The sequence below is a fragment of the Streptosporangium vulgare genome (genome assembly GCF_042428775.1).
In the GTDB taxonomy this organism is placed as follows: domain Bacteria; phylum Actinomycetota; class Actinomycetes; order Streptosporangiales; family Streptosporangiaceae; genus Streptosporangium; species Streptosporangium vulgare.
In genome coordinates this window covers 22,587-47,259 of the sequence record NZ_JBHMBS010000017.1, presented here as the reverse complement: position 1 = coordinate 47,259, position 24,673 = coordinate 22,587, and the positions used below count along the sequence as shown (strand labels likewise).

At 74.3% G+C, this 24,673-nt stretch carries 23 protein-coding genes and 1 riboswitch; of the genes, 13 read left to right on the top strand and 10 right to left on the bottom strand.

Features of this window, described 5'->3' with window-relative positions; genetic code table 11:
- Nucleotides 1-59: 59 nt before the first annotated feature.
- Entirely contained in the window at nt 60-875 is an 816-nt protein-coding gene (locus ACFFRH_RS29420; protein WP_344747465.1) for an SAM-dependent methyltransferase, read from the bottom strand.
- Nucleotides 876-1,096: 221 nt separating this feature from the next.
- Nucleotides 1,097-1,600 carry an ATP-binding protein gene (locus tag ACFFRH_RS29415; RefSeq protein WP_344747464.1) on the bottom strand — a complete coding sequence of 168 codons (504 nt, stop codon included), beginning with the start codon at nt 1,598-1,600 and terminating at the stop codon, nt 1,097-1,099.
- A gap of 231 nt (nt 1,601-1,831) precedes the next feature.
- On the opposite strand from ACFFRH_RS29415, the gene ACFFRH_RS29410 reads away from it, so the two are divergent.
- The 3 genes from ACFFRH_RS29410 (at nt 1,832) to ACFFRH_RS29400 (ending at nt 4,955) form a co-directional block, all read left to right on the top strand.
- A complete protein-coding gene (locus ACFFRH_RS29410) occupies nt 1,832-2,068 on the top strand; it encodes a DUF397 domain-containing protein (protein ID WP_344747462.1) in 237 nt (78 codons plus the stop codon).
- A 127-nt stretch (nt 2,069-2,195) separates the two neighbouring features.
- Nucleotides 2,196-3,113 carry a Sco1979 family transcriptional regulator gene (locus tag ACFFRH_RS29405; protein ID WP_344747461.1) on the top strand — a complete coding sequence of 306 codons (918 nt, stop codon included), beginning with the start codon at nt 2,196-2,198 and terminating at the stop codon, nt 3,111-3,113.
- A 129-nt stretch (nt 3,114-3,242) separates the two neighbouring features.
- Nucleotides 3,243-4,955 carry an SDR family oxidoreductase gene (locus ACFFRH_RS29400; protein ID WP_386160985.1) on the top strand — a complete coding sequence of 571 codons (1,713 nt, stop codon included), beginning with the start codon at nt 3,243-3,245 and terminating at the stop codon, nt 4,953-4,955.
- 148 nt (nt 4,956-5,103) lie between these two features.
- Here ACFFRH_RS29400 and ACFFRH_RS29395 read toward each other — a convergent pair whose 3' ends face one another.
- Nucleotides 5,104-5,646 (bottom strand): TetR/AcrR family transcriptional regulator, encoded by a 543-nt coding sequence (locus ACFFRH_RS29395; protein ID WP_386160984.1) that lies wholly within the window; start codon nt 5,644-5,646, stop codon nt 5,104-5,106.
- 96 nt (nt 5,647-5,742) lie between these two features.
- Between ACFFRH_RS29395 and ACFFRH_RS29390 the strand changes: the two genes are divergently transcribed.
- Nucleotides 5,743-8,256 carry a molybdopterin-dependent oxidoreductase gene (locus tag ACFFRH_RS29390; RefSeq protein ID WP_344747458.1) on the top strand — a complete coding sequence of 838 codons (2,514 nt, stop codon included), beginning with the start codon at nt 5,743-5,745 and terminating at the stop codon, nt 8,254-8,256.
- Nucleotides 8,257-8,350: 94 nt separating this feature from the next.
- Entirely contained in the window at nt 8,351-9,277 is a 927-nt protein-coding gene (locus ACFFRH_RS29385) for an FAD binding domain-containing protein (RefSeq protein ID WP_344747457.1), read from the top strand.
- A 189-nt stretch (nt 9,278-9,466) separates the two neighbouring features.
- Here ACFFRH_RS29385 and ACFFRH_RS29380 read toward each other — a convergent pair whose 3' ends face one another.
- Together ACFFRH_RS29380 and ACFFRH_RS29375 are read right to left on the bottom strand one after the other, a co-directional pair.
- Nucleotides 9,467-10,156, bottom strand: a complete 690-nt coding sequence (locus ACFFRH_RS29380) for a response regulator (RefSeq protein WP_386160983.1) — start codon at nt 10,154-10,156, stop codon at nt 9,467-9,469.
- Nucleotides 10,153-11,544 carry a sensor histidine kinase gene (locus ACFFRH_RS29375; protein ID WP_386160982.1) on the bottom strand — a complete coding sequence of 464 codons (1,392 nt, stop codon included), beginning with the start codon at nt 11,542-11,544 and terminating at the stop codon, nt 10,153-10,155. Before ACFFRH_RS29375 ends, ACFFRH_RS29380 begins: the two co-directional genes overlap by 4 nt.
- A gap of 168 nt (nt 11,545-11,712) precedes the next feature.
- Between ACFFRH_RS29375 and ACFFRH_RS29370 the strand changes: the two genes are divergently transcribed.
- On the top strand, nt 11,713-12,618 hold the full coding sequence (locus ACFFRH_RS29370) for an ABC transporter ATP-binding protein (RefSeq protein ID WP_386160981.1): 906 nt from the start codon (nt 11,713-11,715) through the stop codon (nt 12,616-12,618).
- Nucleotides 12,615-13,454, top strand: coding sequence for an ABC transporter permease (locus tag ACFFRH_RS29365; protein ID WP_386160980.1), 840 nt, complete (start codon nt 12,615-12,617; stop codon nt 13,452-13,454). Before ACFFRH_RS29370 ends, ACFFRH_RS29365 begins: the two co-directional genes overlap by 4 nt.
- 143 nt (nt 13,455-13,597) lie before the next feature.
- Here the strand turns inward: ACFFRH_RS29365 and ACFFRH_RS29360 are convergent, their stop codons facing one another.
- Together ACFFRH_RS29360 and ACFFRH_RS29355 are read right to left on the bottom strand one after the other, a co-directional pair.
- Nucleotides 13,598-14,071 (bottom strand): low molecular weight protein-tyrosine-phosphatase, encoded by a 474-nt coding sequence (locus tag ACFFRH_RS29360; protein WP_386160979.1) that lies wholly within the window; start codon nt 14,069-14,071, stop codon nt 13,598-13,600.
- Nucleotides 14,072-14,073: 2 nt separating this feature from the next.
- Nucleotides 14,074-15,351, bottom strand: a complete 1,278-nt coding sequence (locus ACFFRH_RS29355; protein ID WP_386160978.1) for a cytochrome P450 — start codon at nt 15,349-15,351, stop codon at nt 14,074-14,076.
- Between the two features lie 218 nt (nt 15,352-15,569).
- On the opposite strand from ACFFRH_RS29355, the gene ACFFRH_RS29350 reads away from it, so the two are divergent.
- From ACFFRH_RS29350 to ACFFRH_RS29325, 6 genes are all read left to right on the top strand, one after another.
- Nucleotides 15,570-15,968: a TIGR03618 family F420-dependent PPOX class oxidoreductase gene (locus tag ACFFRH_RS29350; RefSeq protein WP_386160977.1), complete on the top strand. Its 399-nt coding sequence runs from the start codon at nt 15,570-15,572 to the stop codon at nt 15,966-15,968.
- A 3-nt stretch (nt 15,969-15,971) separates the two neighbouring features.
- Nucleotides 15,972-16,520: a peptide deformylase gene (def, locus tag ACFFRH_RS29345; protein WP_386160976.1), complete on the top strand. Its 549-nt coding sequence runs from the start codon at nt 15,972-15,974 to the stop codon at nt 16,518-16,520.
- A gap of 233 nt (nt 16,521-16,753) precedes the next feature.
- A complete protein-coding gene (locus tag ACFFRH_RS29340) occupies nt 16,754-17,143 on the top strand; it encodes a pyridoxamine 5'-phosphate oxidase family protein (protein ID WP_386160975.1) in 390 nt (129 codons plus the stop codon).
- On the top strand, nt 17,136-18,542 hold the full coding sequence (cbiE, locus tag ACFFRH_RS29335) for a precorrin-6y C5,15-methyltransferase (decarboxylating) subunit CbiE (RefSeq protein WP_344743370.1): 1,407 nt from the start codon (nt 17,136-17,138) through the stop codon (nt 18,540-18,542). The genes ACFFRH_RS29340 and cbiE overlap by 8 nt, the downstream gene beginning before the upstream one ends.
- Complete coding sequence (cobM, locus tag ACFFRH_RS29330) at nt 18,539-19,282, top strand: precorrin-4 C(11)-methyltransferase (RefSeq protein WP_386160974.1); 744 nt, start codon at nt 18,539-18,541, stop codon at nt 19,280-19,282. The genes cbiE and cobM overlap by 4 nt, the downstream gene beginning before the upstream one ends.
- A 22-nt stretch (nt 19,283-19,304) precedes the next feature.
- Nucleotides 19,305-20,069 (top strand): cobalt-precorrin-6A reductase, encoded by a 765-nt coding sequence (locus ACFFRH_RS29325; RefSeq protein WP_344743350.1) that lies wholly within the window; start codon nt 19,305-19,307, stop codon nt 20,067-20,069.
- A gap of 105 nt (nt 20,070-20,174) precedes the next feature.
- Here ACFFRH_RS29325 and ACFFRH_RS29320 read toward each other — a convergent pair whose 3' ends face one another.
- From ACFFRH_RS29320 to ACFFRH_RS29310, 3 genes are read right to left on the bottom strand one after another with little or no spacing between them, the layout of a single operon-like run.
- A complete protein-coding gene (locus tag ACFFRH_RS29320; protein ID WP_386161057.1) occupies nt 20,175-21,692 on the bottom strand; it encodes a precorrin-2 C(20)-methyltransferase in 1,518 nt (505 codons plus the stop codon).
- 20 nt (nt 21,693-21,712) lie between these two features.
- Nucleotides 21,713-22,339 carry a precorrin-8X methylmutase gene (locus ACFFRH_RS29315; RefSeq protein ID WP_344743351.1) on the bottom strand — a complete coding sequence of 209 codons (627 nt, stop codon included), beginning with the start codon at nt 22,337-22,339 and terminating at the stop codon, nt 21,713-21,715.
- A complete protein-coding gene (locus ACFFRH_RS29310; RefSeq protein ID WP_344743352.1) occupies nt 22,336-24,159 on the bottom strand; it encodes a ferredoxin-like domain-containing protein in 1,824 nt (607 codons plus the stop codon). The genes ACFFRH_RS29315 and ACFFRH_RS29310 overlap by 4 nt, the downstream gene beginning before the upstream one ends.
- 46 nt (nt 24,160-24,205) lie before the next feature.
- Nucleotides 24,206-24,377, top strand: a riboswitch (cobalamin riboswitch).
- Nucleotides 24,378-24,673: the final 296 nt, after the last annotated feature.

The window sequence follows — 24,673 nt, the reverse complement described above, 5'->3', positions numbered from 1 at the left end:
GTGAACAGGTGTCAAGGCGCGGTTCGTGCATGAAAAACGTGCTTGTTTTCCAAGAAAGTCTATTCCTTGCGGGCCACTCCGCCGACGACCCAAACGGAGTCCGGCCGGTGGGGTGCCGCGCCCTCCGGCCGCCATTCCGGGAGGTAGACGACGCCCGGCTCGACCGGCCGCAGCCCGTCGAGAAAGAGCTCGACCTCGGCTTTGGTCCGCAGGTTCGTCCGCCGGGGACCGGTGATCGACCCGCTGTCCTGGAAGAGGGCGGCGAGCCGCGCGGTCCTCTCCGGGCACAGGTCCGAGACCGCGTGGGAGACGGCCATGTAGCTGCCCGGCACGACGGCCTTCTGTAGCGCGGCCGTGACCTGCATGGCCTGCACGTCGTCGGGCAGGTCGGTCAGGACCGCGAACAGCAGGATCGCCACGGGCTCGTCGAGGTCGATCATGTCGGTGAGGCCGGGATGCGCCAGGAGCCGCTCCGGGTCGCGGATGTCCGCCTCGATGACCGTGGCCGGGCTGTTCTCCTTCAGGAGTGCCTGGGCGTGGACGACGACCATCGGATCGTTGTCGACGTAGACGACCCGCGCCTCGGGTGCGACGCCGCGCAGGACCTGGTGCACGCTGCCCTGGGTCGGCAGGCCGCAGCCGATGTCGACGAACTGGCGGATACCGGCCTGTACGAGGAACCGTACGGCGCGGTCGAGGAACCTGCGCCCCTCCCGCGACATGGCGGGCAGCTCGGGGGCGATCGAGAGCGCCGCCTGCGCGGCGGCGCGGTCGGTGGCGAAGTTGTCCTTGCCACCCAGGAAGTAGTCGGTTATCCGGCCCGCGTTCGGGATCGTGGGGTCGAACCTGACGCGCTCAGGTCGCGGCGACGTCATGAGGTCCTCCGTCCAGCCATGCGGTTTCAGCGGACATTATCGACCTTCCGCCCACGCGGTGCTGTATTTCTTGTCAGAGTCTCCTTCTGTTCATGACACTTTCTGGGCACTCGGCCGTCCGTCCCCTGCCCCGCGCCCCCTCGCCGGGGACGGGCCGGGTCGCCGTCGGCCGGGTCTCACGTGCCGCCGGTGACGGACCCGCGGCGGGCTCTCCGGTGTCGTCAGTGGCAGGCCTCCAGGTGGCGTTCCCCCGCCGGGGGCAGCGCGAAGGCAGCCCACACCGCCTTGCCTCGGTTCTCCAGCGGAGCCCAGCCCCACGTCTCGCTGACGCCGTCGACCATCAGGAGCCCCCGGCCGTTCTCCGCCTCGTAGTCGGGCTCGCGCAGGCAGGGGCCCTGGTCGCTGGGGTCGGTGACCGCGCACAGCACCGAGCGCTCGGTGTGGCAGAGGATCACCTTGACCTCGGGGAAGGAACGGGCGTGCAGGACACCCCGGGTGCCGTGGCGCAGGGCGTTGGTCACGAGCTCGGAGACCACGACGCCGGTGTCGTCGATCAGCGGCTCCAGCTCCCAGGCCCGCAGGGACCTGGCGGTGAACTCGCGGGCGGTCCGTGCCGCGCAGGGATCGTAGCGAAGACTGCGTACGGCCATCTGCAGCTGGCCGGCGTGGCCCTCGTGTCCGGCCCAGGGGGGCAGGCCGTTCGGGGGGAGTAGGTGATCAAGCATCGACAACCACCGTTCCCACCCTCCGATCTCAGCTCGGATAGGTGTGGCTTCGTGTCTTTGGTAACCAGTCATCGGCGACCTTGCGGAGGGGGGCGATCGTATGGCGAGGTTGATCCGTCTAGTCATCTTGCCTTCCGTAATGTGCATAGGCAAGTACAGATGCACGTGCATCTGCACAAAAAGCTCTATGCTCGGAGTGTTGTTTCCCTCCCCGAACGGTGAGAGGCGAGGATGAACCAGCTGTACAACGGCATGTCGGCCGCCCTGATGGACGGCGTCGTCTGGCGCAAGAGCCACTTCAGCAACCCCAGCGGCAACTGCGTGGAACTCGCGGAGCTTCCCGACGGCAGGGTCGCGATGCGCAACTCCCGCGATCCCGAGGGGCCCGCGCTGATCTACACCCGCGGCGAGGCCGACGACTTCGTCCGCGGGGTGAAGGGCGGGGAGTTCGACGACCTGATCGGCTGAGGATCGGGACTGTGATTGAAAAATAAAACTCTCTATGGTCTGGGTGCGGTGGGCGGAGTACCGTGAAGGGTCGCGATCGCCACAAAGAGTGCGCAGAGGCTCGCGTTCCGCGCCCGAAGGACTGTAGATGATCACACCCAACGCCGACGGTCGGCCGGTCAGTCCAACCCCCATGGCAGCGCCACGGGGGAGCTCCACCGTGCTGCGGATCGTCCTGGGCGCGCAGCTCCGCCGCCTGCGCGAGCAGCGGGGCATCACGCTGGAGGAGGCGGGGCACTCCATCCGCGCCTCGCACTCCAAGGTCAGCCGCATGGAGCACGGCAGGGTCAGCTTCCGGATCAGGGACGTGGCCGACCTGCTCACCCTGTACGGGGTGACCAGCGACGCCGAGCGCGAGCCGCTGCTCTCCCTCATCGAGAAGGCGAACCTCACCGGCTGGTGGCACAACTACAACGACGTGCTGCCCTCCTGGTTCGAGACGTACGTGGGCCTGGAGGAGTCGGCCGCGGGCATCCGCAACTACGAGGTGCAGTTCGTGCCCGGCCTGCTGCAGAGCGAGGGCTACGCGCGGGCCGTCGTCCGGCTGGGCTTCCCCTCGGCCTCCTCCGAGGAGGTGGACCGCAGGGTGAAGCTGCGGATGGCACGCCAGCGGCTGCTGCACCGCCCGAATCCGCCCTACCTGTGGGCCGTGCTCGACGAGGCCGTGCTGCGCCGCCCGCTCGGCGGGGCCCGGGCGATGTGCGAGCAGATCGACCACATCCTGGAGGCGCTCGAGCTGCCCAACGTGACCGTCCAGATCGTGCCCTTCCACGTCGGCGGCCACGCCGCGGCCGGCGGGCCCTTCAGCATCCTGCGGTTCTCCCAGCCCGACCTGCCCGACGTCGTCTACATGGAGCAGCTCACCAGCGCCGTCTACCTGGAGAAGCGCGACGACGTCGACAGCTACCTGGAGGTCATGGAGCGGCTGTGCATCGAGGCCGAGCCGGTCACTCGCACACGTGAGATTCTCCTGGAGGTCCGCGAGGGGTACCAGCGGAGGCTCTGAGCCGGAGCGGTGGCTCGCGAGCCGGAGGAGAGACTCACGAGTCGGAGGACAGACTCTGACTCAAGGGGCGAATGCGGCGTGTCCGGGCACGGACGCAACCGCCGGGCGGTGCCGTACGAAGATGTGTGAATGAGATGTCTCGTGACCGGCGCGGCCGGATACATCGGAGGGCGGCTCGTCCCCGAACTGCTGGACGCGGGTCATGAGGTCCGCTGCATGGTGAGGTCGGCCGGCCGCCTGCGCGACCAGCCGTGGGCCTCCCGGGTCGAGATCGCCCAGGCCGACGCGTCCGACGCCGAGCAGGCCGCCAGGGCCCTTGAGGGCATCGAGGTGGTCTACTACCTCATCCACACGATGGGCGGGGGGAGCGACTTCGCCGCCGCCGACCGCGAGGCGGCCACCACCTTCGCCGCCGCGTGCGAGCGCGCGGGGGTCCGCCGCGTCGTCTACCTCGGCGGTCTCGTCCCGGAGGAGAAGCACTCGCGCTCCGATGGCCTCGCGCCGGAGGAGAAGCGCTCGCATCCCGGTGGCTCCGTGTCGCAGGAGAAGCGCTCGCGCCCCGGAGGTCTCGTCCAGGACGAGAGGCGCTCGCACCCCGATGGCTCCGCGCCGAAGGGGAAGCGCTCGCACTCCGGCGGCTCCGCGCCGGACGAGAAGCTCTCGCCGCACATGAGCTCCCGCGTCGAGGTGGGGGAGATCTTCCTGCGCTCCGCGACACCCGCGGTGGTGCTGCGGGCGGCGGTCATCATCGGATCCGGCTCCGCCTCCTTCGAGATGCTGCGCTACCTCACCGAGCGGCTGCCCGTGATGACGACGCCGCGCTGGGTCAGCACCAGGACGCAGCCCATCGCGATCCGCGACGTGCTGCGCTACCTCGTGGCCTGGGCCTCCGTCGAGGAGGAGGTGAACCGCTCCTTCGACATCGGCGGCCCCGACGTGCTCACCTACGCCGACATGATGCGGGTCTACGCCGAGGTCGCCGGGCTGCCCCGCCGGCTGATCATCCCGGTCCCGGTGCTCAGCCCCGGCCTGTCGAGCCACTGGGTGGGGCTGGTCACCCCGGTCCCGGCGGGCCTGGCCCGCCCGCTGGTGGAGTCGCTGCGCAACGAGGCCGTCTGCGACGAGCACGACATCGCCCGCTATGTCGAGGATCCGCCCGACGGCCTGATCGGGCTGCGGCGGGCGATCGAACTCGCCCTCCAGCGCGTCAAGGAGGCGAAGGTCCTCACCCGCTGGTCCTCGGCCTCCTACCCCGGCGCGCCGAGCGACCCGCTGCCCACCGACCCCGACTGGGCGGGCGGCAGCCTGTACGTCGACGCGCGGGCCCGCCGGGTCGACGCCTCGCCGGAGGCGCTGTGGGCGGTCGTCGAGGCCGTCGGCGGGGAGGCGGGCTGGTACTCCCTGCCGCTGGCCTGGAGCCTGCGCGGCCTCCTCGACCGGCTGGTCGGCGGCGTGGGCCTGCGCAGGGGGCGCCGCGACCCCAAGCGGCTCCGGGCGGGCGACTCGGTCGACTTCTGGCGGGCCGAGGAGGTCGAGCCCGGACGCCTGCTGCGGCTGCGCGCGGAGATGCGCCTGCCCGGCCTCGCCTGGCTGGAGATGCGGGTGCTCACGTACCGGGGCGAGACCGTCTACGGCCAGCGGGCGATCTTCCACCCCCGCGGACTGGCCGGGCACCTCTACTGGTGGGCGGTCGCGCCCTTCCACAGCCTGATCTTCGGGCCGATGCTGCGCAACGTGGCGAAGGCCGCCGAGCGCGGGGTCCTGCCCGTCCCTCCCGGGGACCGGGCTCCCACCCTCGGCGCGCCCGCCTCCGGCGGCCCCAGGGACACCGTCGCCGGCTGATCCGCCGGCGGCCCGTCCGGTACGTCCGCCGCTCCGGCCGGCCCGTCCTCAGGTGATCCGTCCCCGGCTGACGTGTCTCGGGCCGGTCCGTGTCCGGCCGTGTCCTTCAGGGCTCACCGGTCGGCGGCCGGCCTCCCGGCCGCGTCCGTCACGGCTCGCCGTCGCGGGACACGAGGACGTCGACGATGTCCTCGTAGCCGATTCCCTTGTGCGTCAGCTGTCCGGCCACCGCGAACTCCGCGAGGCCGTGGGCGGTCGAGAGCAGGGCCATCACCCGGGCCTTGGGCGCGGGCCCGTCCCAGGGACCCTGGATGCCGAGCGCGGTCGTCACCTGGTCGATCGCCGTCTCCAGCTCCGGGTGGTCCCCGGCGAGGAACTCCGCGGCGAACACCAGCCGGTACTCCTCGCGGTGCGTCGTGGCGTACTCGACATAGCTCAGGTAGAAGGCCCGCAATCGGTCGCGCGGGCCCGTCCCCTCCAGGATCGCCGCGGCGACGTGCGCGCTGAGGTCGGCGATGACCCGGACGGCGAGCGCCGCCAGCAGCGCGGTCTTGTCGCTGAAGTGCCGGTAGGGGGCCGTGCGGGACAGGCCGGCCAGGTCGCCGACGGCGCGCAGCGTCACGGCGTCGAGGCCACCCTCGCGCAGCAGTCTCAGCGCGCTCTCGACCAGGCGGGTCCTGGTGTCGTCCACCACCGTGGGACCACCTTCCGGGCTTTTCGTGTTGACAACGTCAACGTACCTGGTTGACACTGTCAACATGATGTTGACGACGTCAACCGGAGAGCTATGAAGATCACGGTGAACGGGCTGCCCGCCACGGTGGACGCCGGCCCCGACGATGCCGCCGTAGATGTCCTGCGCGACGAACTCGGCCTCACCGGCGCCAAGGCCGCCTGCCGTACCGGAGTCTGCGGCGCGTGCACGGTCATGGTGGACGGGGTGCCCCAGGTGAGCTGCCTGCTGCCGTCCGCCGCGCTGGAGGATCGCGAGATCACCACCGCCGAGGGACTCGACCACCCCGTCCAGCGGGCGCTCGCGGTCCACGACGGCCTGCAGTGCGGCTACTGCACGCCGGGGTTCGCGGTCGAGGGCGCCGCCTTCGTCGACGCCTGGCGCGCCGAGCACGGCGACGTCGCGCCGCCCCGCGAGCGGATCGCCGCCGCCCTCGCCGGTCACCTGTGCAGGTGCGGCGCGTACGAGGGCATCTACGCCGCGATCGCCGCCGCCTGCCGGGGGGAGCACGACGGCGCCGGGGGGACGCCCGCCCGGGTGGAGGCGCTGGACAAGGTCGCCGGCCGCGCCCGGTACACCACCGACGTGCGTCTTGAGGGACAGCTGGAAGGGGTGGTCATCCGCTCCGCGAGGGCGCACGCCCGTGTCACCTCGGTCAGGGTGGACGCCGCCCACGTGGTCGACCTGCTGCCGCCCGACCGTACCGTCCGCTACGCGGGCCAGCCCGTCGCCGCCGTCGCCGCCCCCACCCGGCGCGAGGCGCTCGCGATCGCGGAGGCGGCGGAGATCGGCTACGACCCGATGCCCGCCGCGCTCGACGACGCGCCGGACGCCCCGCCCGTCTACGACGAGGCCGCCAGGAAGCACGTCCCCAGCTCCAGCGAGGGGCTGGAGCTGCCGGGCGACTGGGACGGCAACGTGCGCGGCCCCTTCACCAGGGCGAGCTGGCGCGGGCGCACCGCCGCCAAGCGGATCGAGGCCGCCAGGCGCGACGCCGACCCCCGCCTGGTGACCGGCACGTTCACCACCGCGGTCCAGGTCCACACCCCGCTGGAGCCGCACGCCTGCGTCGCCCGCTGGGACGCCGAGGGCGACCTGCACCTGCACCTGTCCACCCAGACCGTGGGCATGGCCGCCGAGCAGGCCGCCAAGCGGTGGAACCTGCCCGCCGGGCGGGTGCACGTCGTCGCCGACCACGTCGGCGGCGGCTTCGGGGCCAAGAGCGGCGTCGGCACGGAGACGATCGCCGCCGTCGAGCTCGCGCGGGCCTGCGGGGCGCCGGTGCGCGTGGTGTTCAGCCGCGCCGAGGAGCTCACCGACGCGGGCAACCGCCCCGGCACCCGTACGACCCTCGAACTGCTCACCGACGACCGGGGCGACCTCGCCGCCCTCACCATGGACGTCCACGGGCGCGGCGGCGTGGCCATCGGGTCGGCCGTCGCGGTGATGGCCCGCCTCATGTACGGCACCGCGCCCAGGCGGCTCCGCGACTACGACGTGGTCACCAACGAGCCGCCCGGCACCCCGTTCCGCGGGCCGGGGGCGCCGCCCATGCTCTGGGCGCTGGAGCAGGCCGTGGACGAGGCGGCCCACCGCCGGGGCGAGGACCCGATCGCGCTGCGCCGGCGCTGGGACGGCAACCGCAAACGGCACGCCCTCTACGACCTGGCCGCGGCCCTGCCCGGGTGGACGACCAGGCCGCGGACCGGCTCCCAGACGGGCCGCTTCCGCCGGGGCGTCGGGGTGGCCGCCGCCAACTGGGCCTACATGCTCGACCCCGGCACGGAGGTGGAGCTGCGCGTCGAGGGCGGCGTGGTCGTGGCCCGCACCACGACCCAGGACATCGGGACCGGCGTCCGCACCGTCATCGCCGACGTCGTGCGCGAGGAACTCGGGCTGCCCGCCGAGCGCGTCCGCGTCGAGATCGGCAGGACCGGCACCGTGCACGGGCCGCCCTCGATCGGCAGCCGCACCACGGCCTCGGTGGGCCCCGCCGCGCGCGACGCCGCCCGGCGCCTGCGCGAGCTGGGCGTGACCGACGGCGCCAAGGTGGTCGGCGGGCGCCGCCGCGACCGGCGCGGCTACGTCACCCCGTTCCCGGTGGGCGGCATGGCGATCGGCCGCGGGTTCAGCGGTTCCGTCCACGTCACCGAGGTCGAGGTCGACACCCGCCTGGGCGCCGTCAGGCCGCTGCGGGTCTGGGCCGGGATCGCGGTGGGCCACGTCTACGCCGAGCGGCTGGCGCGCAGCCAGTGCGAGGGCGGCGTCGTGCAGGGCATCGGCTACGCCCTGTACGAGGAGCGCCTCGTCGACCCGGTGACGGGGACCGTGCTGACCGCGAACCTCGACGACTACCGCATTCCCGGCATCGGCGACACCCCGGAGATCACCGTGCACTTCCACCGCGACGGGTGGGACCACGTCAACGGCCACGGCGTCGGGGTCGGCGAGATCTCCACGGTCGGCGTGGCCGCCTCGGTAGGCAACGCCGTCCACAACGCCACCGGCTGGCGCCCCCACGACCTGCCCATCCGCCCCGACCGGCTCCTCGAGGGAATCAGCCGGTGATTCTCTTTCCGAGCCGGCCGGGCCCCGCCGGGAGCCGCCCGGCGGCCTCCTCCGCGCGGCGCGGCCCCTGGATTCCCACACTGGAAGGTGTTCGATGACCGTACTCACCGACCTCGGCGAGGCCGTGCGGCGCGGGGGCGAGTTCCGCGCCGGAGGCACCGACCTGATGGGCCGTCGCGCGGCGGGACCGCACGTGGACCTGCGCGGCCTGCCCGACCTGTCCGGCGTCACCTGGCGGCCGGACGGCTCGGCCGGGATCGGCGCGCTGACCACGGTCGCCCGGGTGGCCCGCGACGCGCGCCTCGCCGCCGAACACCCCTGCCTGACGCTGACGGCGGCGGGCCTGGCCACCCCCCAGATCCGGGAGGTGGCCACCGTCGGGGGCAACCTGCTGCAGCGCAACCGCTGCGCGTACTTCCGCAACCCGGCCTTCTCCTGCCACCAGGACGGCGGCGACCACTGCCCGGCCCGCGCCGGGCTCGCCCCGAACGCCGCGATCCTCGACACCGGCCCGTGCGTCGCGCCGCACCCGTCGTCGCTGGCGGTGGCGCTGCTCGCCTGCGACGCCTCCGTCGAGGTGCACGGCAGGGAGGCGTTCCCGGTCGCCGACCTGTACGGAGACGGCTCGGACCCCTCCCGCGACCACCTGCTGTCCCCGGGTGAGATCCTGCTCTCCGTCGTCCTGCCGCCGCCCGTACCGGGGGAGCGGGCCGCCTACCATCGGGCGATCGGCAGGTCGGAGGCCGAGTGGCCGCTGGTGGAGGCGGCGGCGCGGCTCGTCGTCGACGACGACGGGAGGATCACCTTCGCCAGGGTGGCCGCGGGGGGCGTCGCCCGCGTCCCCCTCCGCCTGCCCGAGGTCGAGGAGGCGCTCCTGGCGGGCGAACCCCTGGACCGGGCGGCCGGGCTGGCCACCGCCCGGTGTTCCCCGGCGGCCCGTGACTCCTACAAGCTCGCGCTGCTCGCCGGGACCGTCCTGGAGGTCCTGGAACGCGCGACCGGGACCGGCGAGCCCCGCTGATCGGCCGGGTGCCCTCGCCGCGCCCGCGCCGTGTCCTGCCCCCGAGCCCTCTCCGCGCTCCGCCGCGCCCCTCCGCCGCGCCACCTCGGCGCGGCGGGGGACACCGGGCGGGCACGGCCGGTCCGGTGCCCGGGAGGGGCCGCCACGGCGGGCCCTCCGCTCCGGACGGGGCGGGCCCCCTCGGGCGGGTCAGGCGCCGCGAGGCCCGGTCCGGCTGGGTGGGCCCACCGTGACCAGGCCCGTCTCGTAGGCGACGATGACGAGCTGGGCCCGGTCGCGCGCGCCCAGTTTGCCGAGCAGGCGGCCCACGTGTGTCTTCACGGTCGCCGGGCTCAGGGTCAGATGATCGGCGATCTCCGTGTTGGACAGCCCCCTCGCGATGAGCGCCAGCACGTCGAGCTCCCGCCCGGTGATCCCGTCGAGCTCGCGGGCCACCGGGCGCGCCGGTTCGGGACGCCGGGAGAACTCGGCGATGAGCCGCCGCGTCACCGTCGGCGCGAGCAGCGCCTCACCGGAGGCGACCACCCGGATCGCGGCCAGCAGGTCGCCCGGCGGGGTGTCCTTGAGCAGGAAACCGCCGGCCCCGGCCCGCAGCGCCGCGTAGACGTACTCGTCCAGGTCGAACGTGGTGAGCATGAGCACCCGCACCCCCGGGACGCCCGCCGGGCCGCAGATGTGGCGGGTCGCCTCGATGCCGTCCATCTCCGGCATCCGCACGTCCATGAGCACCACGTCCGGCGACTCACCGCGCGCCAGCTCCACCGCCTCGGCGCCCGTCCCGGCCTCGCCGACCGTCACCAGGTCGGGCGCGGTGTCCACCAGCACCCGGAAGCTCCCGCGCAGCAGCGCCTGGTCGTCGGCGACGAGCACCCGGATCACGGGGTCTCCCCGTGCGGCGGACGTGTCTCCCCGTGTGACGCCGCCGTCTGTCCATGTGACGGGGCCGTCTCCCCGTACGGCACGCGCGCCGGGCGGGTTTTCCGGGACGGCGGGCGGGTCCCCTCGTCCGGTACGCGCGCCTCCCGGTGCGGCACGCGCGTCCTCTCGTGCGGCACCTGCGTCCTCTCGTGCGGTACGCGGGCCGAGTCGCGCGGTACGCGAGCCGAGTCGTACGGTATGCGGGCCGAGATCCCGAACCCGCCCTCCGGGCGGCGCCCGGCCGCGAAGCTCCCGCCGTACATGACCACCCTCTCGCGCATCCCGATCAGCCCGTGCCCCGGCCCGCCGGGCAGCAACCGCTCGCCGGGGCCGTCGTCGGAGACCTCGACCAGGACCTCGCCGCCGGACGCCTCGACCGAGACCCGGCACCGGGCGGGAGCGGCGTGCCTGACGACGTTGGTCAGCGCCTCCTGGACGATCCGGTACACCGACAGCTCCACCCCCTCGGGCAGGCCGGTCGCCCGGACGTCCAGCTCGACGCGTACCCCGGCCATCGACGCCCGCTCCGCGAGGGCGGCGAGACCCGCGAGGCCCGGGGAGGGGGCGAGGTCGGGGGAGGAGCCGAGGTCGGAGCGGAGCACTCCCAGCAGCTGGCGCATCTCCGCCAGGGCGCCCCTGCTCGTGGTCTCGATGACGCGCAACGCGTCCGCGGCCTCCTCGGGCCGCACGGCGGCGACGTGGTTGGCGATGCCCGCCTTGACCGCGATCAGGCTCATGCTGTGCGCCACCACGTCGTGCATCTCGCGGGCGATCCGCAGCCGCTCCTCGGCCACCGCCCGGCCCGCGAGCTGCTCGGCCGCCCGCGCCGTGTACGCCCGCCGATCGCGCACGGCGCGGCCCGCGACCCAGGCGCCGCCCATGAGCGCCACCCCCACCAGCAGCGGCCCGACGACGCCGGGCGCCGGGGCGGGGGTGCCCACCGCCGACAGCAGCAGGACGGCCACCGCGCCGCAGGCGCCGATCGCGATCGTCGGCTCCCACCGGGGCCGGGGCCGGGTGAGCGCCACCAGGTAGAGCGCGAAGGCCGCCGCCGCGAACCTGTCGTGCACCGTGCCGAGGAGGACGAGGGAGACCAGCGACATCGCGAGGACGGCGCAGAAGACGGTGAGCGGCCACAGCCGCCGCACCGCGAGCGGCAGGGTGATCCCGGCCAGGACCAGGAACTCCGCCCACCCGGGCACCGCGGGGTCCAGGCGCCCCATTCCGAACAGCAGCAGCGTGAACGCGTACGCCGCCGCGCCCAGGGCGTCGAGGCGGACGAGCCTGGCACGGCTCCAGTGCCGGGGGAAGGGCGAGTCGTCCACGGTGAGGTCCACAGCGAGGTCCACACTGAGACCGTATCCGCCGGGGTCGCGTTCGCGCCTCCCCCCACGGGACGTCATCCCGGGGGTGGACCCTCCCGCGCGCCGGGCGCCGCCGTCGGTCCCCGGGCCGACGGCGAAGTGCCCGCCGTGGCCCGACGCGCCCGGGTCCCGTCCCGCGGGAGCCTCGACGGCATGATCGAAGTCAGGGAGTTGACCAAACGCCACGGCGCGACCGTCGCGGTGGACGGACTGTCGTTCCAGGTGAGACCGGGCCTGGTCACCGGTTTCCTCGGCCCCAACGGCGCCGGGAAATCGACCACGATGCGTGTGCTGCTCGGGCTGGACGCCCCCACCTCCGGCCAGGCGCTCGTCAACGGACGCCGCTACGCCACGATGCGGCATCCCCTGCGCGAGGTCGGCGCGCTGCTCGACGCGAACGCGGTGCACGGCGGGCGCAGCGCCTACGACCACCTGCGCTGCCTGGCGCGGAGCAACGGGATCGGGGTCTCGCGGGTGGCCGACGTCCTGGAGCGGGTGGGCCTGGCGGGGGCGGCCCGCAGGCGGGCCGGGGACCTCTCGCTCGGCATGCGGCAGCGGCTGGGGATCGCGGCGGCGCTGCTCGGCGACCCGGGCGTGCTGATGTTCGACGAGCCGGTCAACGGGCTCGACCCGGAGGGCGTGCGGTGGATCCGCCACCTGATGCGCTCGCTGGCCGCGGAGGGGCGCACCGTGCTGCTCTCCAGCCACCTGATGAGCGAGATGGAGCTCACCGCCGACCGTCTCGTGATCATCGGGCGCGGCCGGCTGGTCGCCGAGACCACGGTCGGGGACCTGGCCGCCCGCCACGACCTGGGGGTGCTGGTGCGCTCCCCGCGCGCCGCCGAGCTCACCGGCGTGCTGGAGGCCGCCGGCGCGACGGTCGGCACGGAGCCGGGCGGGGGACTGGTCGTCAGGGGACTGGACATCGCGGAGATCGGGGACCTGGCCGCGGGCGGCGGCCTCGCCGTGCACGAGGTCACCCCGCGCGGCGTCTCGCTGGAGGAGGCGTACATGGAGCTGACCGGCGACAGCGCCGAGTACCGGGCGGGTGGCCGATGACCGCTCTCCCGCGGCGCGAGGTGACGGCGGGCCGGCTGCCGGCCGATGTGCTGGCCGCCGAGTGGCTGAAGCTGCGCACGGTCCGCTCCACCTGGTACGTCCTGGCCACCGTCGCGGCGTTCGTCGTGCTCATGGCCGTGTTCACCCTCTACGTGGGCGGCCTCTGGGACGGGCTGCCTCCCGGGCGCCGGGCCACCCTGCGCGCCGCGCGGCCCGAGCAGATCCTCCTGCTGCCGGTGCAGATCTGCATGGCCGTGCTCGGGGTTCTCGCCTTCACCTCCGAGTACGCCACCGGCATGGCCCGCACCTCCTTCACGGCGGTGCCGCAGCGGGGAGTGGTGCTGGTGGCCAGGGCGGCGGTCGTGGCCGCCGTCGCGTTCGCGGTGGGGCAGGGGAGCGGGCTGGTGACGTTCGCCGCCGGCCGGTTGATCATCGGTGACCGCCCGATCCCGGGCTTCGCGGCGCCGCTGTCGGAGGAGTTCCCCGGGATGTTCGCCGGCGGGCTGTCGGTGGTGGTGCTCGCGATGGTCGGGCTCGGCGCGGGCGTGGTGCTGCGTTCCACCGCCGGGGCGATCACCGGTGTCGTCACGTACCTGTACGTCCTCCCGAGGTTCGTGACCGCGCTGCCCGAACCGTGGAACGCCAGGGTCGGCTCGGTGCTGCTGGAGGACCTGACCCGGCAGGCCGTGGGAGAGCCGCCGCTGGCGGTCGGGCTCGGCGACGCGCCCGCCGGGATCGGGCTGTCGCCGCCGGCGGCGCTGGGGGTGATGGCCCTGTACGTCGTCGTCGCCCTCGGCGCGGCGGCCGTCGCGCTCGCGCGCAGGGACGTCCGGTGACCGGGATGCGGGATCGGGCGGCGCTCACCTCGCGGGCCGGGTGGGACGGCGCCCGCACTCACGAGGGCCGGTCGGACAACTTTTGATCTACTTTGTAAAGGCGGTGGCGCGGGTGAAACCCCCACGCGAGAAAAGGAAAGATCTCACCTGAGGATGACCGCCAGGTGCTCGGCCAGGCCCTTGGAGGCGGCCTCGACCATCTCCAGCACCTCGGCGAACCCCTCGCGCTCGCCGTAGTACGGGTCGGGCACCTCGGCGCCCTCGGGGGCGGCGGGGTCGAAGGAGCGGAACAGGCGCACGTCCGCGCCGTCGGGGGCGAGGCGGCGCAGGGCGCCGAGGTTGTGGGCGTCCATGGCGAGCACCAGGTCGACCCGGTCGTACCAGTCGCTCAGGAACTGCCGGGCGCGGTGCTCCGAACCGTCGTAGCCGTGCTCGGAGAGCACCCCGGCGGCCCGCGCGTCCATCGGGCCGCCCTGGTGCCAGCCGCCGGTGCCCGCGCTGTCGACCTTGACGAGATCGCCGAGGCCGTGGTCGTCGAGCGTCTTCCTCAGCACGACCTCGGCCATGGGGGAGCGGCAGATGTTTCCCATGCACACCACGCAGATGCGATAACTCATGCCTACCAGGATGCCGCCTGCCGGGGGTGCGCCGGCCGGGTGAGGGGAGGGGCCGGGGAGGGGGGATCGCCGAAGCGGATCCCGGCCTCGGCCCGGGGGAGCGGGCGCACCCCCGGGCGCAGCAGGACGCGCCGCACGACCTCGGGGACGATCGCGGTGCCCAGGTGCCGTCCCAGGCACAGGTGCGGGCCGTACCCGAAGTGCAGGCCGGTGTGGGAGGGCCGGTCGGCGCGGAAGGCGTCGGGCTCCGGCACGGCGTCCGCGTCGAACATCGCCGAGGAGACGCAGGCGAAGACCAGCGTGCCCGCCGGGATGAGCGTCGCACGCGGGGTGCCCGCCGCCAGCACGTGGTCGCTCTCGCACAGACGGAAGATCATCCGGTTGGGCGGGGCGAACCGCAGGGCCTCCCAGGCGTGGGCGTCGAAACGCGCCGGATCCGCCTCGGCCGCCGCGGCGACGGCCGCCCTCCCCGCGTCGTCTCGCGACAGGAGCTCCCGGACCGCTCCGGCCACGGCCTGCGCGGTGTTCTCCACCGACCCGACGAGCAGGCCGGCCAGGTTGGCCAGCACGCGCCGGTCGCCGAAGGCGACCTCCTCCGGTGGCCGGCCGCGCAGCAGGCGGGTCAGCACGTCGTCGGGGACGGCACCGCCGCAGCCGAGGCGGGCCCGCCGGTCGTCGATCAGGTCGTGGAGGCGGTCGCGCAGCCGGGCGCCGGCGTCCAGCGAGGCGGCGTGGACCGCGGGGTCGCCGTGCAGGTTCCCGAAGATGTCGGTTTGGGCCGCCCGCGACCACGCGGACAGCTCGTCGAGCCCGATGCCCGCCATTCCGAAGTATTCGCGGCAGACGCGCAGCTGGACGTGGCGGGCGAGCTCCGCGACCGCCTCGACCCGCCCGCGGGGCCGGGCACGGTCCAGGGCCTCGTCGGCGAAGGCGGCGGCCATGCGGCGGACCCGGGGCACGTCCTGGACGGGCAGCACGCTCTGCATGAGCCCCCGCTCCGCCCAGTGCAGCGGCGTGTCGTCCTGCGACAGCATGAAGCCGCCGCCCAGGAACGGGTCCATGCGCGGGGCGTAGAGCCGGACGGTGAAGACGCGCTCGCGCGACAGCACCTCGGTGACGTCGGCGAACCGGGTGACCAGGGTGAGCAGCGGCGTGTGCATGATCGGGCGCCGTTCCCGCAGCTCGGCGAAGAACTCCCGCCACTCGGTGCGGATCCAGGAGACGACCAGGGCGGGCCGCCGGTCCTCCGCCGCCGACTCGTACCGGTCGAGAAACGACATCGATCCCCTTAGGTCGCCACCGGAATGCCGGGTCAAGTGGTAACACGGAGAGTTATTGATAGTCAACATTTAGTAATGTGCGGGTTCGGTGCTCGCCCCCGGCCGGGTGCGCATCCGGTCTCCCGGGCGCCGCGGGTTTTCCCGGGGGCGATGGAAGTGATCGCGTGTGCGTGATGTTCGATGACCTCATAGGCATCGTTCGTGACGTGGAGGTCCCGGTGGGAAGACTCAGTGAAGACGCCAGGAAACTGCTCGAGCGGCCCATCCACGCCTGGGTGACCACCGTGAGGCCGGACGGTTCGTTGCACAGCACCGTCGTGTGGGTCGACGTCGACGGGGACGACGTCGTCTTCAACACGGCCGTCGGCCGGGCGAAGGAGCGCCACCTGCGCGAGGACCCGCGCGTGTCGGTGAGCGTCCTCGATCCCGAGGACGCCCATCGCCTGGTCAGCGTCTCGGGTACGGCCCGGCTGGAGCTGGAGGGCGCGGACGAGGTCATCGACCACCTGGCGAAGAAGTATCTCGGGGTGGAGTCCTATCCCTTCCGGACCCCGGACGAGCGGCGCGTCACCGTGAGGGTCACGCCCGGCGACGTCATCTTCAGCGCGGGAGGCTGAGAGATGCGGGCGAGTGGAGAGGGCCGTCCCGCGCCCATCCGTCACGTCGGCGACCCGGTGCTGCACCGGCCCTGCGAGCCGGTCACCCGTTTCGACGAGGACCTGGTCACGCTGGTGCACGACATGTTCGCCAGCATGTACGCCGCCGACGGAGTGGGGCTCGCGGCCAACCAGATCGGGGTTCCCCTGCGCGTGTTCGTCTACGACTGCCCGGACGACACCGAGGAGTACCGCAAGGGCGTCGTGGTCAACCCGGTCCTGGTGCTGCCCGAGGCCGCCGCGCTCACCCTGGCGGACTACGAGGAGGGGTGCCTGTCGGTGCCGGGACAGCGGGCGTCGCTCGCCCGGTCCGACCGGGCGGTCGTGCACGGTTTCGACGTCACCGGGGCGCCCCTGACGGTCGAGGGCACCGGGGTGCTGGCCCGGTGCCTGCAGCACGAGACGGACCACCTCGACGGCCGCCTGTACATCGACCGGCTCCCGGCGGAGCGGCGCGAGGAGGTCCTGCGGGCCTACGAGGAGGAGCGCGACCGGCCCGTCGCGGAGGACTGACGGCACCGGTCGACGGCCGCCACCCCGATCGGGGCGGCGGCCGTCGACCGGTGCCGCTCCGGCCGGGGTGGCGCTGCGGACCGGCGCCGCTCCGATCGGGTGGCGCCGGTCGCCCTCGGCCGGGCCTGGCGGGGGCGACCGTACCGGCCTGACCGGCGGCCGGGTCCGGTGGTGGACGCGGCCCGGGGCTACCATGTCGCCCGGTGGAACCGGTATCGGGGAAGGATCGGCTGTTGAAGGATCTCGGGGAGGAACTCCGCGCGTTCTGGCGGGAGCGTCACCTGTGCACGATGACGACCGTGCGCGCCGACGGCACGCCGCACGTCATCCCGGTGGGGGTGACGCTGGACGCCGACGCGGGGATCGCCAGGGTGATCACCTCGGGTGGCTCGCACAAGGTCCGCCACGTGCTCGCGGCGGGGGACGAGGGCGCGGCCGTCGCGGTCTGCCAGGTGGACGGGCGCCGCTGGTCGACCCTGGAGGGGCGCGCGGTGATCCGTACCGACCCCGAGTCGGTCTCCGACGCCGAGCGCCGCTACGCCGAGCGCTACCGCGTGCCCAGGGAGAACCCCGCCCGCGTCGTGGTCGAGATCCGCATCACCCGGGTGCTGGGCAATGTCTGACCCCGTCCCCTCCGGCCCTGTTCCCTCCGGCCTCGCCACCTCCGCCTCGGCCGATCCCGTCGGCCCCGCTGATCTCGCCGTCACCGTCGTCGGCATCGGGGACGACGGCTGGGCCGGTCTCTCCGAGGCGGCGCGGCGCGAGCTGCGCGCGGCCGAGGTCCTGATGGGCGGTGCCCGGCACCTGGGACTCGTCCCGGAAACCGGTGCCGAGTCCGGGAGCGGGCATGGTGTCCAGTCCGGCACCGGGGCCGGGACCGGGGCTGGGCATGGTGCCGAGGCCGGTGCCGGGTCCGGGATCGGGTCCGGTGCCGAGCGCGTCGTCTGGCCCTCGCCGCTGCTCCCGGCCCTGCCCGAGCTGATCGCCTCCCACCGGGGACGCAGGGTGTGCGTGCTGGCCAGCGGCGACCCCATGTTCCACGGCATCGGCACGACCCTGGTGCGGCTGCTCGGCGCGGACCGGGTCCGGGTCCTGCCGCACCCGTCGTCGGTCTCCCTGGCCTGCGCCAGGCTCGGCTGGGCGGCCGACCGCGTCGAGGTGGTCAGCCTCGTGACGCGCCCCGCCGAGGTGCTGCACCCGCTCGTCCACGACGGCCGCCGTCTCCTGGTCCTCAGCGCCGACGGCCGCACCCCGGCCCGGGTCGCCGGGCTGCTCGCCGCCCGGGGCTACGGCGCGAGCCCGGTGACGGTCCTGGAACGGCTGGGCGGCGCCGGGGAACGCGTGCTCTCCGGTACGGCCGCCACCTGGTCCCCGCCGACGACCCACGATCTCAACGTCGTCGCCGTGGAGTGCCGCGCCGACGCCGGGACCGTTCCGCTGCCCCGCCTTCCCGGCCTGCCCGACGAGGCGTTCGAGCACGACGGCCAGCTCACCAAGAGCGAGGTGCGCGCGGTCACCCTGTCCCGGCTGGCGCCCGTCCCCGGGCAACTGCTGTGGGACGTCGGCGCGGGCGCGGGCAGCATCGGCATCGAGTGGATGCGCGCGCACCCGGACAACCGGGCCGTCGCGGTGGAGTCCCACCCGGGCCGGGCGGCCGGGGTCGCCCGCAACGCCGCGGCGCTGGGCGTTCCCGGTCTCGACGTGGTGACCGGTGCCGCGCCCGCCGCGCTCGCCGGGCTGGAGCGGCCCGACGCCGTCTTCGTCGGCGGCGGGGTGACCGTTCCCGGGATGGTGGAGGCGTGCTGGGAGGCGCTGCGGCCGGGCGGCAGGCTGGTGGCCAACGCGGTGACCGTCGAGTCGGAGGCGGTCCTGGCGCTCTGGCACGGCAGGCTCGGCGGCGGCATGGTCAGGCTCGCGGTCAGCAGGGCCGCCCCGGTCGGCGGGTTCACCGGCTGGCGGCCCATGATGCCCGTCACGATCTGGACCGCGGTCAAGCCGCTCACCCCGGAGGAGAAGCGATGACGGTACGTTTCGTCGGGGCCGGGCCGGGTGCCGCGGATCTCATCACCGTGCGGGGCCAGCGGGCGATCGCGTCCGCGCCGGTGTGCCTGTACGCCGGGTCGCTGGTCCCGGCGGAGCTGCTGGAGTCGTGCCCGCCGGGCGCGCGGCTGGTCGACACCGCGAGGATGGCCCTGGAGGAGATCGTCGCGGAGATGGTCTCCGCCCACGGGGCCGGGCACGACGTGGCCAGGCTGCACTCCGGCGACCCCTCGGTGTTCAGCGCGATGGCCGAGCAGATGCGGAGGCTGGACGCGGAGGGGGTGCCGTACGAGGTGATCCCGGGCGTTCCCGCCTTCGCCGCCGCCGCGGCGTCGCTGCGGCGCGAGCTCACCGTGCCGGGGGTGGGGCAGACGGTCGTGCTGACCCGTACGTCGGTGCGCGCCACCCCCATGCCCGAGGGCGAGGACCTCGGCACGCTCGGCCGCAGCCGGGCCACGATGGTCCTGCACCTGGCGGTGCAGCGCGTCGAGGCCGTGGCGGCGGAGCTCGTCCCCAACTACGGCGCCGACTGCCCGGTGGCCGTGGTGGCCAGGGCGAGCCGCGACGACGAGGTGATCCTGCGCGGCACCCTGGCCGACATCGCCGGGCAGGTCCGCGAGGCGGGGATCCTCCGTACCGCGGTGATCGTCGTCGGCCGCGTGCTGACCGCCTCGGAGTTTCCCGACAGCCACCTGTACTCGGCCGCCCGCTGCCGTGACTGATCCCGCGTTCCGAGGTGAGGGCGTGCCGGACACGCTGAACGTGCTGATACTGGGCGGCACCGACGAGGCCAGGCGGCTGGCCGCCGCGCTCGCCGGGCGCGCGGGGACGCGCGTGGTGTCCTCGCTGGCGGGCCGGGTGCGCGACCCGAAGCTGCCGGTGGGGGAGGTGCGCGAGGGGGGGTTCGGCGGTCCGGGCGGGCTCGCGGCGTGGCTGGCGGAGCACGGCGTCCACGTCGTCGTGGACGCCACACACCCGTTCGCGGCGAGGATGACGGCCTCGGCGGTCGAGGCGGCGGACCGGACCGGCCTGCCGCTGCTGATCCTGCGGCGGCCCGGCTGGCGGGAGGCCCCCGGCGACGACTGGCGCTGGGTGCCCTCCCTGGAGGCCGCCGCCGAGCTGCTGCCCTCGCTGGGGGAGCGGGTGTTCCTCACCACGGGACGCCGCAGCCTGCCGGTCTTCGCCGGTCTCGACGGCCAGTGGTTCCTGGCCCGTTCGGTGGACATGCCGGGACCGCTCGTCCCGCGGCGCCTGGAGGTGCTGCTCAGCCGGGGGCCGTTCACGGTGGACGGCGAGCTGGCCCTGATGCGCGAGCACCGGGTGGAGGTGCTGGTCACCAAGGACAGCGGCGGTGAGATGACCACCGCGAAGCTGTTCGCCGCCCGCGAGCTCGGGCTGCCGGTCGTGATCGTGCGCCGCCCGCCCCCGCCCGAGGGGGTGGCCTCGGTGGAGAGCGTCGAGGCCGCGCTCGCCTGGCTGGAGAGCGCGGCCGGTCCCGGATCCGTGTGACGGGACCGGCCGCCCGTGCTACGGGACCGGCCGGACGCGGCGGGTGACTCGAAGGCGGCAGGCCGGCCGGGCGGGATCCTCGCCGTGGTCCTCGCCCTCGGCGCGTCACGCGGGATAGCGGCGGGGGGTGAACACCACCCGGCCGCCGTCACCCCGCTCGACCACGCGCGTGGTGGACGAGCCCACCAGCAGCAGGCAGCGCATGTCGACGGTGTCGGGGTCCAGGTCGCCGAGGGTGGTGACGGTCATGCTCTCCCGTGCCCCGCCGACGTCGCGGCCGACGACCACGGGGGTCTCCGGCGCCCGGTGCTCCAGCAGCAGGTCCCGCGCGGCGGCCACCTGCCAGGTACGGCTCTTCGACGCCGGGTTGTAGATCGCCAGGACGAGGTCGGCCTTCGCCGCGGCGCTGATCCGCTCGGCGACCACCTCCCAGGGCTTGAGCAGGTCCGACAGCGACAGCACGCAGTAGTCGTGGCCGAGGGGAGCGCCGGCCCTGCTCGCCACCGCGTGCGCCGCGGTCAGGCCGGGCAGCACCCGTACCGGCACGTCCGCGAACCTCGGCTCGCACGCCACCTCCAGCACCGCGCTGGCCATCGCGAACACCCCGGGGTCGCCCGAGGAGACCACGGCCACCCTCGATCCGGCCGCGGCCAGCTCCAGCGCGTGCGCGGCCCGCTCGGCCTCCACCCGGTTGTCGGTGGGGTGGCGCCGCTGGCGCGGGTTGGGCGGGACGCGGTCCAGGTAGGGGCCGTACCCGACGAGCTCGTCGACGCCGGCCAGCGCCTCCTGCGCCTCCGGCGTCAGCCACGGCCGCCCGGCGGGACCGAGCCCCACCACGACCACCTCACCGCGTGCCCTCACCTCGCCCGTGTTCCCGGTCCCGGCGGCGGGCGCGGGGCCCGTCGCGTTGACGGGGCTGGGGATCAGCGCCAGAGAGAAGTACGGGACGCTGCCGGGGTCGACCTCGGCGAGCGGGGCCAGCCGCTGCTGCCCGGTGGTGGCGCGCTCGACGTACCAGGCCTCGTCGAGCCGCCCGGCCTCGGCCAGCGCGTCACGGACCTTGGTGAACGTACGGCCGAGTTTCAGCACCGCCGCCGAGTCGGTGGACGCCAGGCGCTCGGCGAGCACCTCGGCCGGGAGCGTCCCCGGCAGCACGGTGAGGACCTCGTCCCGCTCGACCAGCGGGCGCCCCAGGACCGCCGAGGCGCCGCTCACCGACGTCACGCCCGGCACGACCTCGGTGACGTAGCGGTGCGACAGGCGCTTGTGCATGTGCATGTACGAGCCGTAGAAGAGCGGGTCGCCCTCGCACAGCACCACCACGTCGCGCCCGGCGTCCAGATGGGCCGCCAGCCGCACCGCGCAGGCGGCGTAGAAGTCGTCGATCGCTCCCTGGTAGCCGCCGGGGTGGTCGGTGGTCTCGGTGGTGAGCGGATAGATGAGCGCCTCCTCGACCTGACCCTCCCGCAGGTAGGGGGCGGCCACCGAGCGGGCGATGCTCCGGCCGTGGCGGGCGCTGTGGAAGGCGATCACGTCCGCCTCACCGATCAGGCGGGCGGCCTTGACGGTCACCAGCTCGGGGTCGCCGGGGCCGAGTCCCACGCCCCACAGTCGTCCGGTCACGCGTGCGCTCACGTCGTCGCTCACTCTTCCTCGCTCGCCATCGCGTTGACCGCGGCGGCGGTCATCGCGCTTCCGCCCCGGCGTCCGCTCACGACGAGGTACTCCAGCCTCGCCGGGTGCTCGGCGAGGGCCTGCTTGGACTCCGCGGCACCGATGAAACCGACCGGGACGCCGAGCACGGCGGCCGGACGGCCCGCGCCCTCCTCGACCATCTCCAGCAGCCGGAACAGCGCGGTCGGCGCGTTGCCGATCGCGACCACCGAGCCCTGGAGCCTGTCGCGCCACAGCTCCAGCGCGGCGGCGCTACGGGTGGTGCCCAGTTCCGCGGCGAGTTCCGGCACCCGGGGGTCACCGAGGGTGCAGACCACCTCGTTTCCCGCGGGCAGGCGCCGCCGGGTCACCCCGGAGGCGACCATCATGGCGTCGCAGAGCACCGGCGCGCCCGCGCGGAGCGCCTCGCGCGCCGAGGCCACCACACCGGGTGACCAGCGCAGGTCGCTCACCAGGTCGACCATCCCGCAGGCGTGGATCATGCGGACCGCGACCCGGGCGACGTCGGCGGGCAGGCCGGACAGGTCGGCCTCCGCGCGGATGGTGGCGAAGGAGCGGCGGTAGATCTCCGCGCCGTCGCGGACGTAGTCGATCACATTTCCCCTCTGGCGGCCACCAGCGCGGCCGCGGTCTCCTCGATGCCGGAGCAGGTCAGGCCGGTGCCGTCCAGCTCCAGGCGGTAGCCGTCACCGGTGGCGACCACATCCGCGACCCGCCCCCTCGGACGGCCGCAGCGCCTGCCGCAGCCCGCCCAGTGCACGGGGAGCGTATCGGTGCCCGGCCCCTTCCCGGACGGCGGGGCCACGGACGGCCCGCTCCCGGCCTGCTCGCTCCTGTACGGCCCGCTTCCGGACGGCCCGCTCTCCAACGGCTCGTCTCCGGAGGGTTCGCTCCCGGAGGGTTCGCTCCCGACAGGTGAGGTCGTGGACGGCGGGGTGGCGGACGGCGGAGCCGTGCCGATGGTTATCGCGGTGGCCGCGTCGGCCTGGACGTCGGCCAGGGACTTGGCGCAGCCGGGGCGGCCGGTGCAGGCCGTCACACCGATCCACGGCGAGGCGGGGTCGACGACCAGCCCGGCGGCCTCCAGTCGGGCGGCCGTGCCCGCGACCTCGGCGCGGTCCAGGCCGGGCAGGACCACGCCACGCCACGGCGTGAGCCGGATCTCCCCGCCCGAGGCGGCGTCCGCGAGCAGCAGCGCCATCGCGGAGGTCAGCCGCCCCAGCGGGATCGCCACCCCGAGCGCGACCCGCGCGCCCCTGTCGCCGGTGCCGTCGCCGGCGCCTGCTTCGAGCTCCTCTTCGGTGCCGCCCTCGACGTCGTCCCCGACGCCGCGCCCGGTACCGCTTCCGGGAGCCGTCTCGCCTCCGGTGCCGGTCGCGCTCCCCGTCCCGTCCCCTGTCCCGTCCGTGCTCCCGATGACACCGACCGGTCCGAGGGACACGACCCGCGGCCTCACCGGGTCGAAGGGCGTCGTACCGGGGATCCCGAGGGCGGTTCGCACCCGGGCGGCGACCAGGGAGGAGCCGCCGGGGAGTTCGGCGATCCGCCAGGCGGTGACGTCCCGGGTGGCCAGCTCGTCGAGGAACCCCTCGGCCGCGGCGAGCAGGGCGGTCACGGCTTCGTTGAGCGGCACGCGCAGGCCGGTGTCGGTCCCGGCGAGGAGCAGCGCGGCCTCGTCCGGCCCCGTCGGCAGGATCCCGGCGTCCGCGCCCAGTCCGGCCACGTCCCCCCGGCCGTCGTCGAGGGCGAACATGAACCGCCCCGGCAGGGCGGCGAGGGCGGGGCGGGCGCACAGCCTCCGGTCCAGCTCGCCGATCAGCGGTGTGATGTCGACGATCCCGCCGCCCTCCGGATGGCCTGAACGGCTTGGCCGGTCCGGACGGTTCGGAGCGTCCCCGCTGTCCGGAGCCTCCGTTCCGCCCGGTCCGCTCGCCGCGTTCGGCCCGCTCGCCCCGCCTGGTCCGCTCGGTGTGCTCAGCCTGGCGGGCCCGTCCAGTCCGTCCAGTCCGTCCAGTCCGTCCGGCCCGTCCAGTCCGGTCAGCGGGGAGGCGAGGATGTTGCGGATCCGCTCGTGCGTCGCCGAGGGCAGCAGGCCCGCCCTCGCCATCCGCGCGGCGAACCCGCTTCCCGCGACGTTCCCCGCGACGTTCCCCGCACCGCTCTCCGTGTCGCTGTCCGGGCTGGACGGGTCGAACGGGCCGAGGCCGCGCACCTGGACGTTCGCGCGGGAGGTGAGCTCGATGACACCGCCGCCGTACGTCGACGCGGCCTCGGCGAGTTCGCGCAGCTGGAAGGGGGTGAGACGGCCACCGGGCACGCGGACGCGGGCCAGGCCGCCGTCCGCGGCGGCATGGACCTGAAGCGCCCCGGGGCACGCGTCGAGTCGCGATCGTCCGGAAAAGTCGGCAATGGACACGCGAAGGATGTTAACGCCAGTTTCTTGCAACGAACCGGACTGCCGTAGTGTCATCGGTGGCGACGGCAAGGGAGGAAGCCGGTGTGATTCCGGCGCGGTCCCGCCACTGTAACCGGGGAGCGAACCCCACCCGGGCCACTGTCCGACGACGGGCGGGAAGGCCGGGGTGAGCACCGATCCGGGAGCCAGGAGACTCCAGCCGTCGCGGCCGACGACGACCCGGGGCGAGGACCCCGAGGGAGGAAGCTCCGTGCGCTCTTCGCCGTTCCCCCGCGACACCGTGGCATCGCCGTTCTCCCGCGATGCCGCGCGTTCTTCACCGTTCTCCCGTAACGCGGCGGCATCACTGTCGCCCCGCCAGGCGGTGCGCCTCTCCCCGTTCCCCCGCGACGCCGCGCGTCTGTCTCCGTTCCCCCACCGTGCGGCGCGCCTCTCCCCGTTCCCCGGCGGCGCCACAGCATCGCCGTTTCCCCGCCACGCCGTGGCATCCCTGGGCCGTACCGCCCTTCCTCTC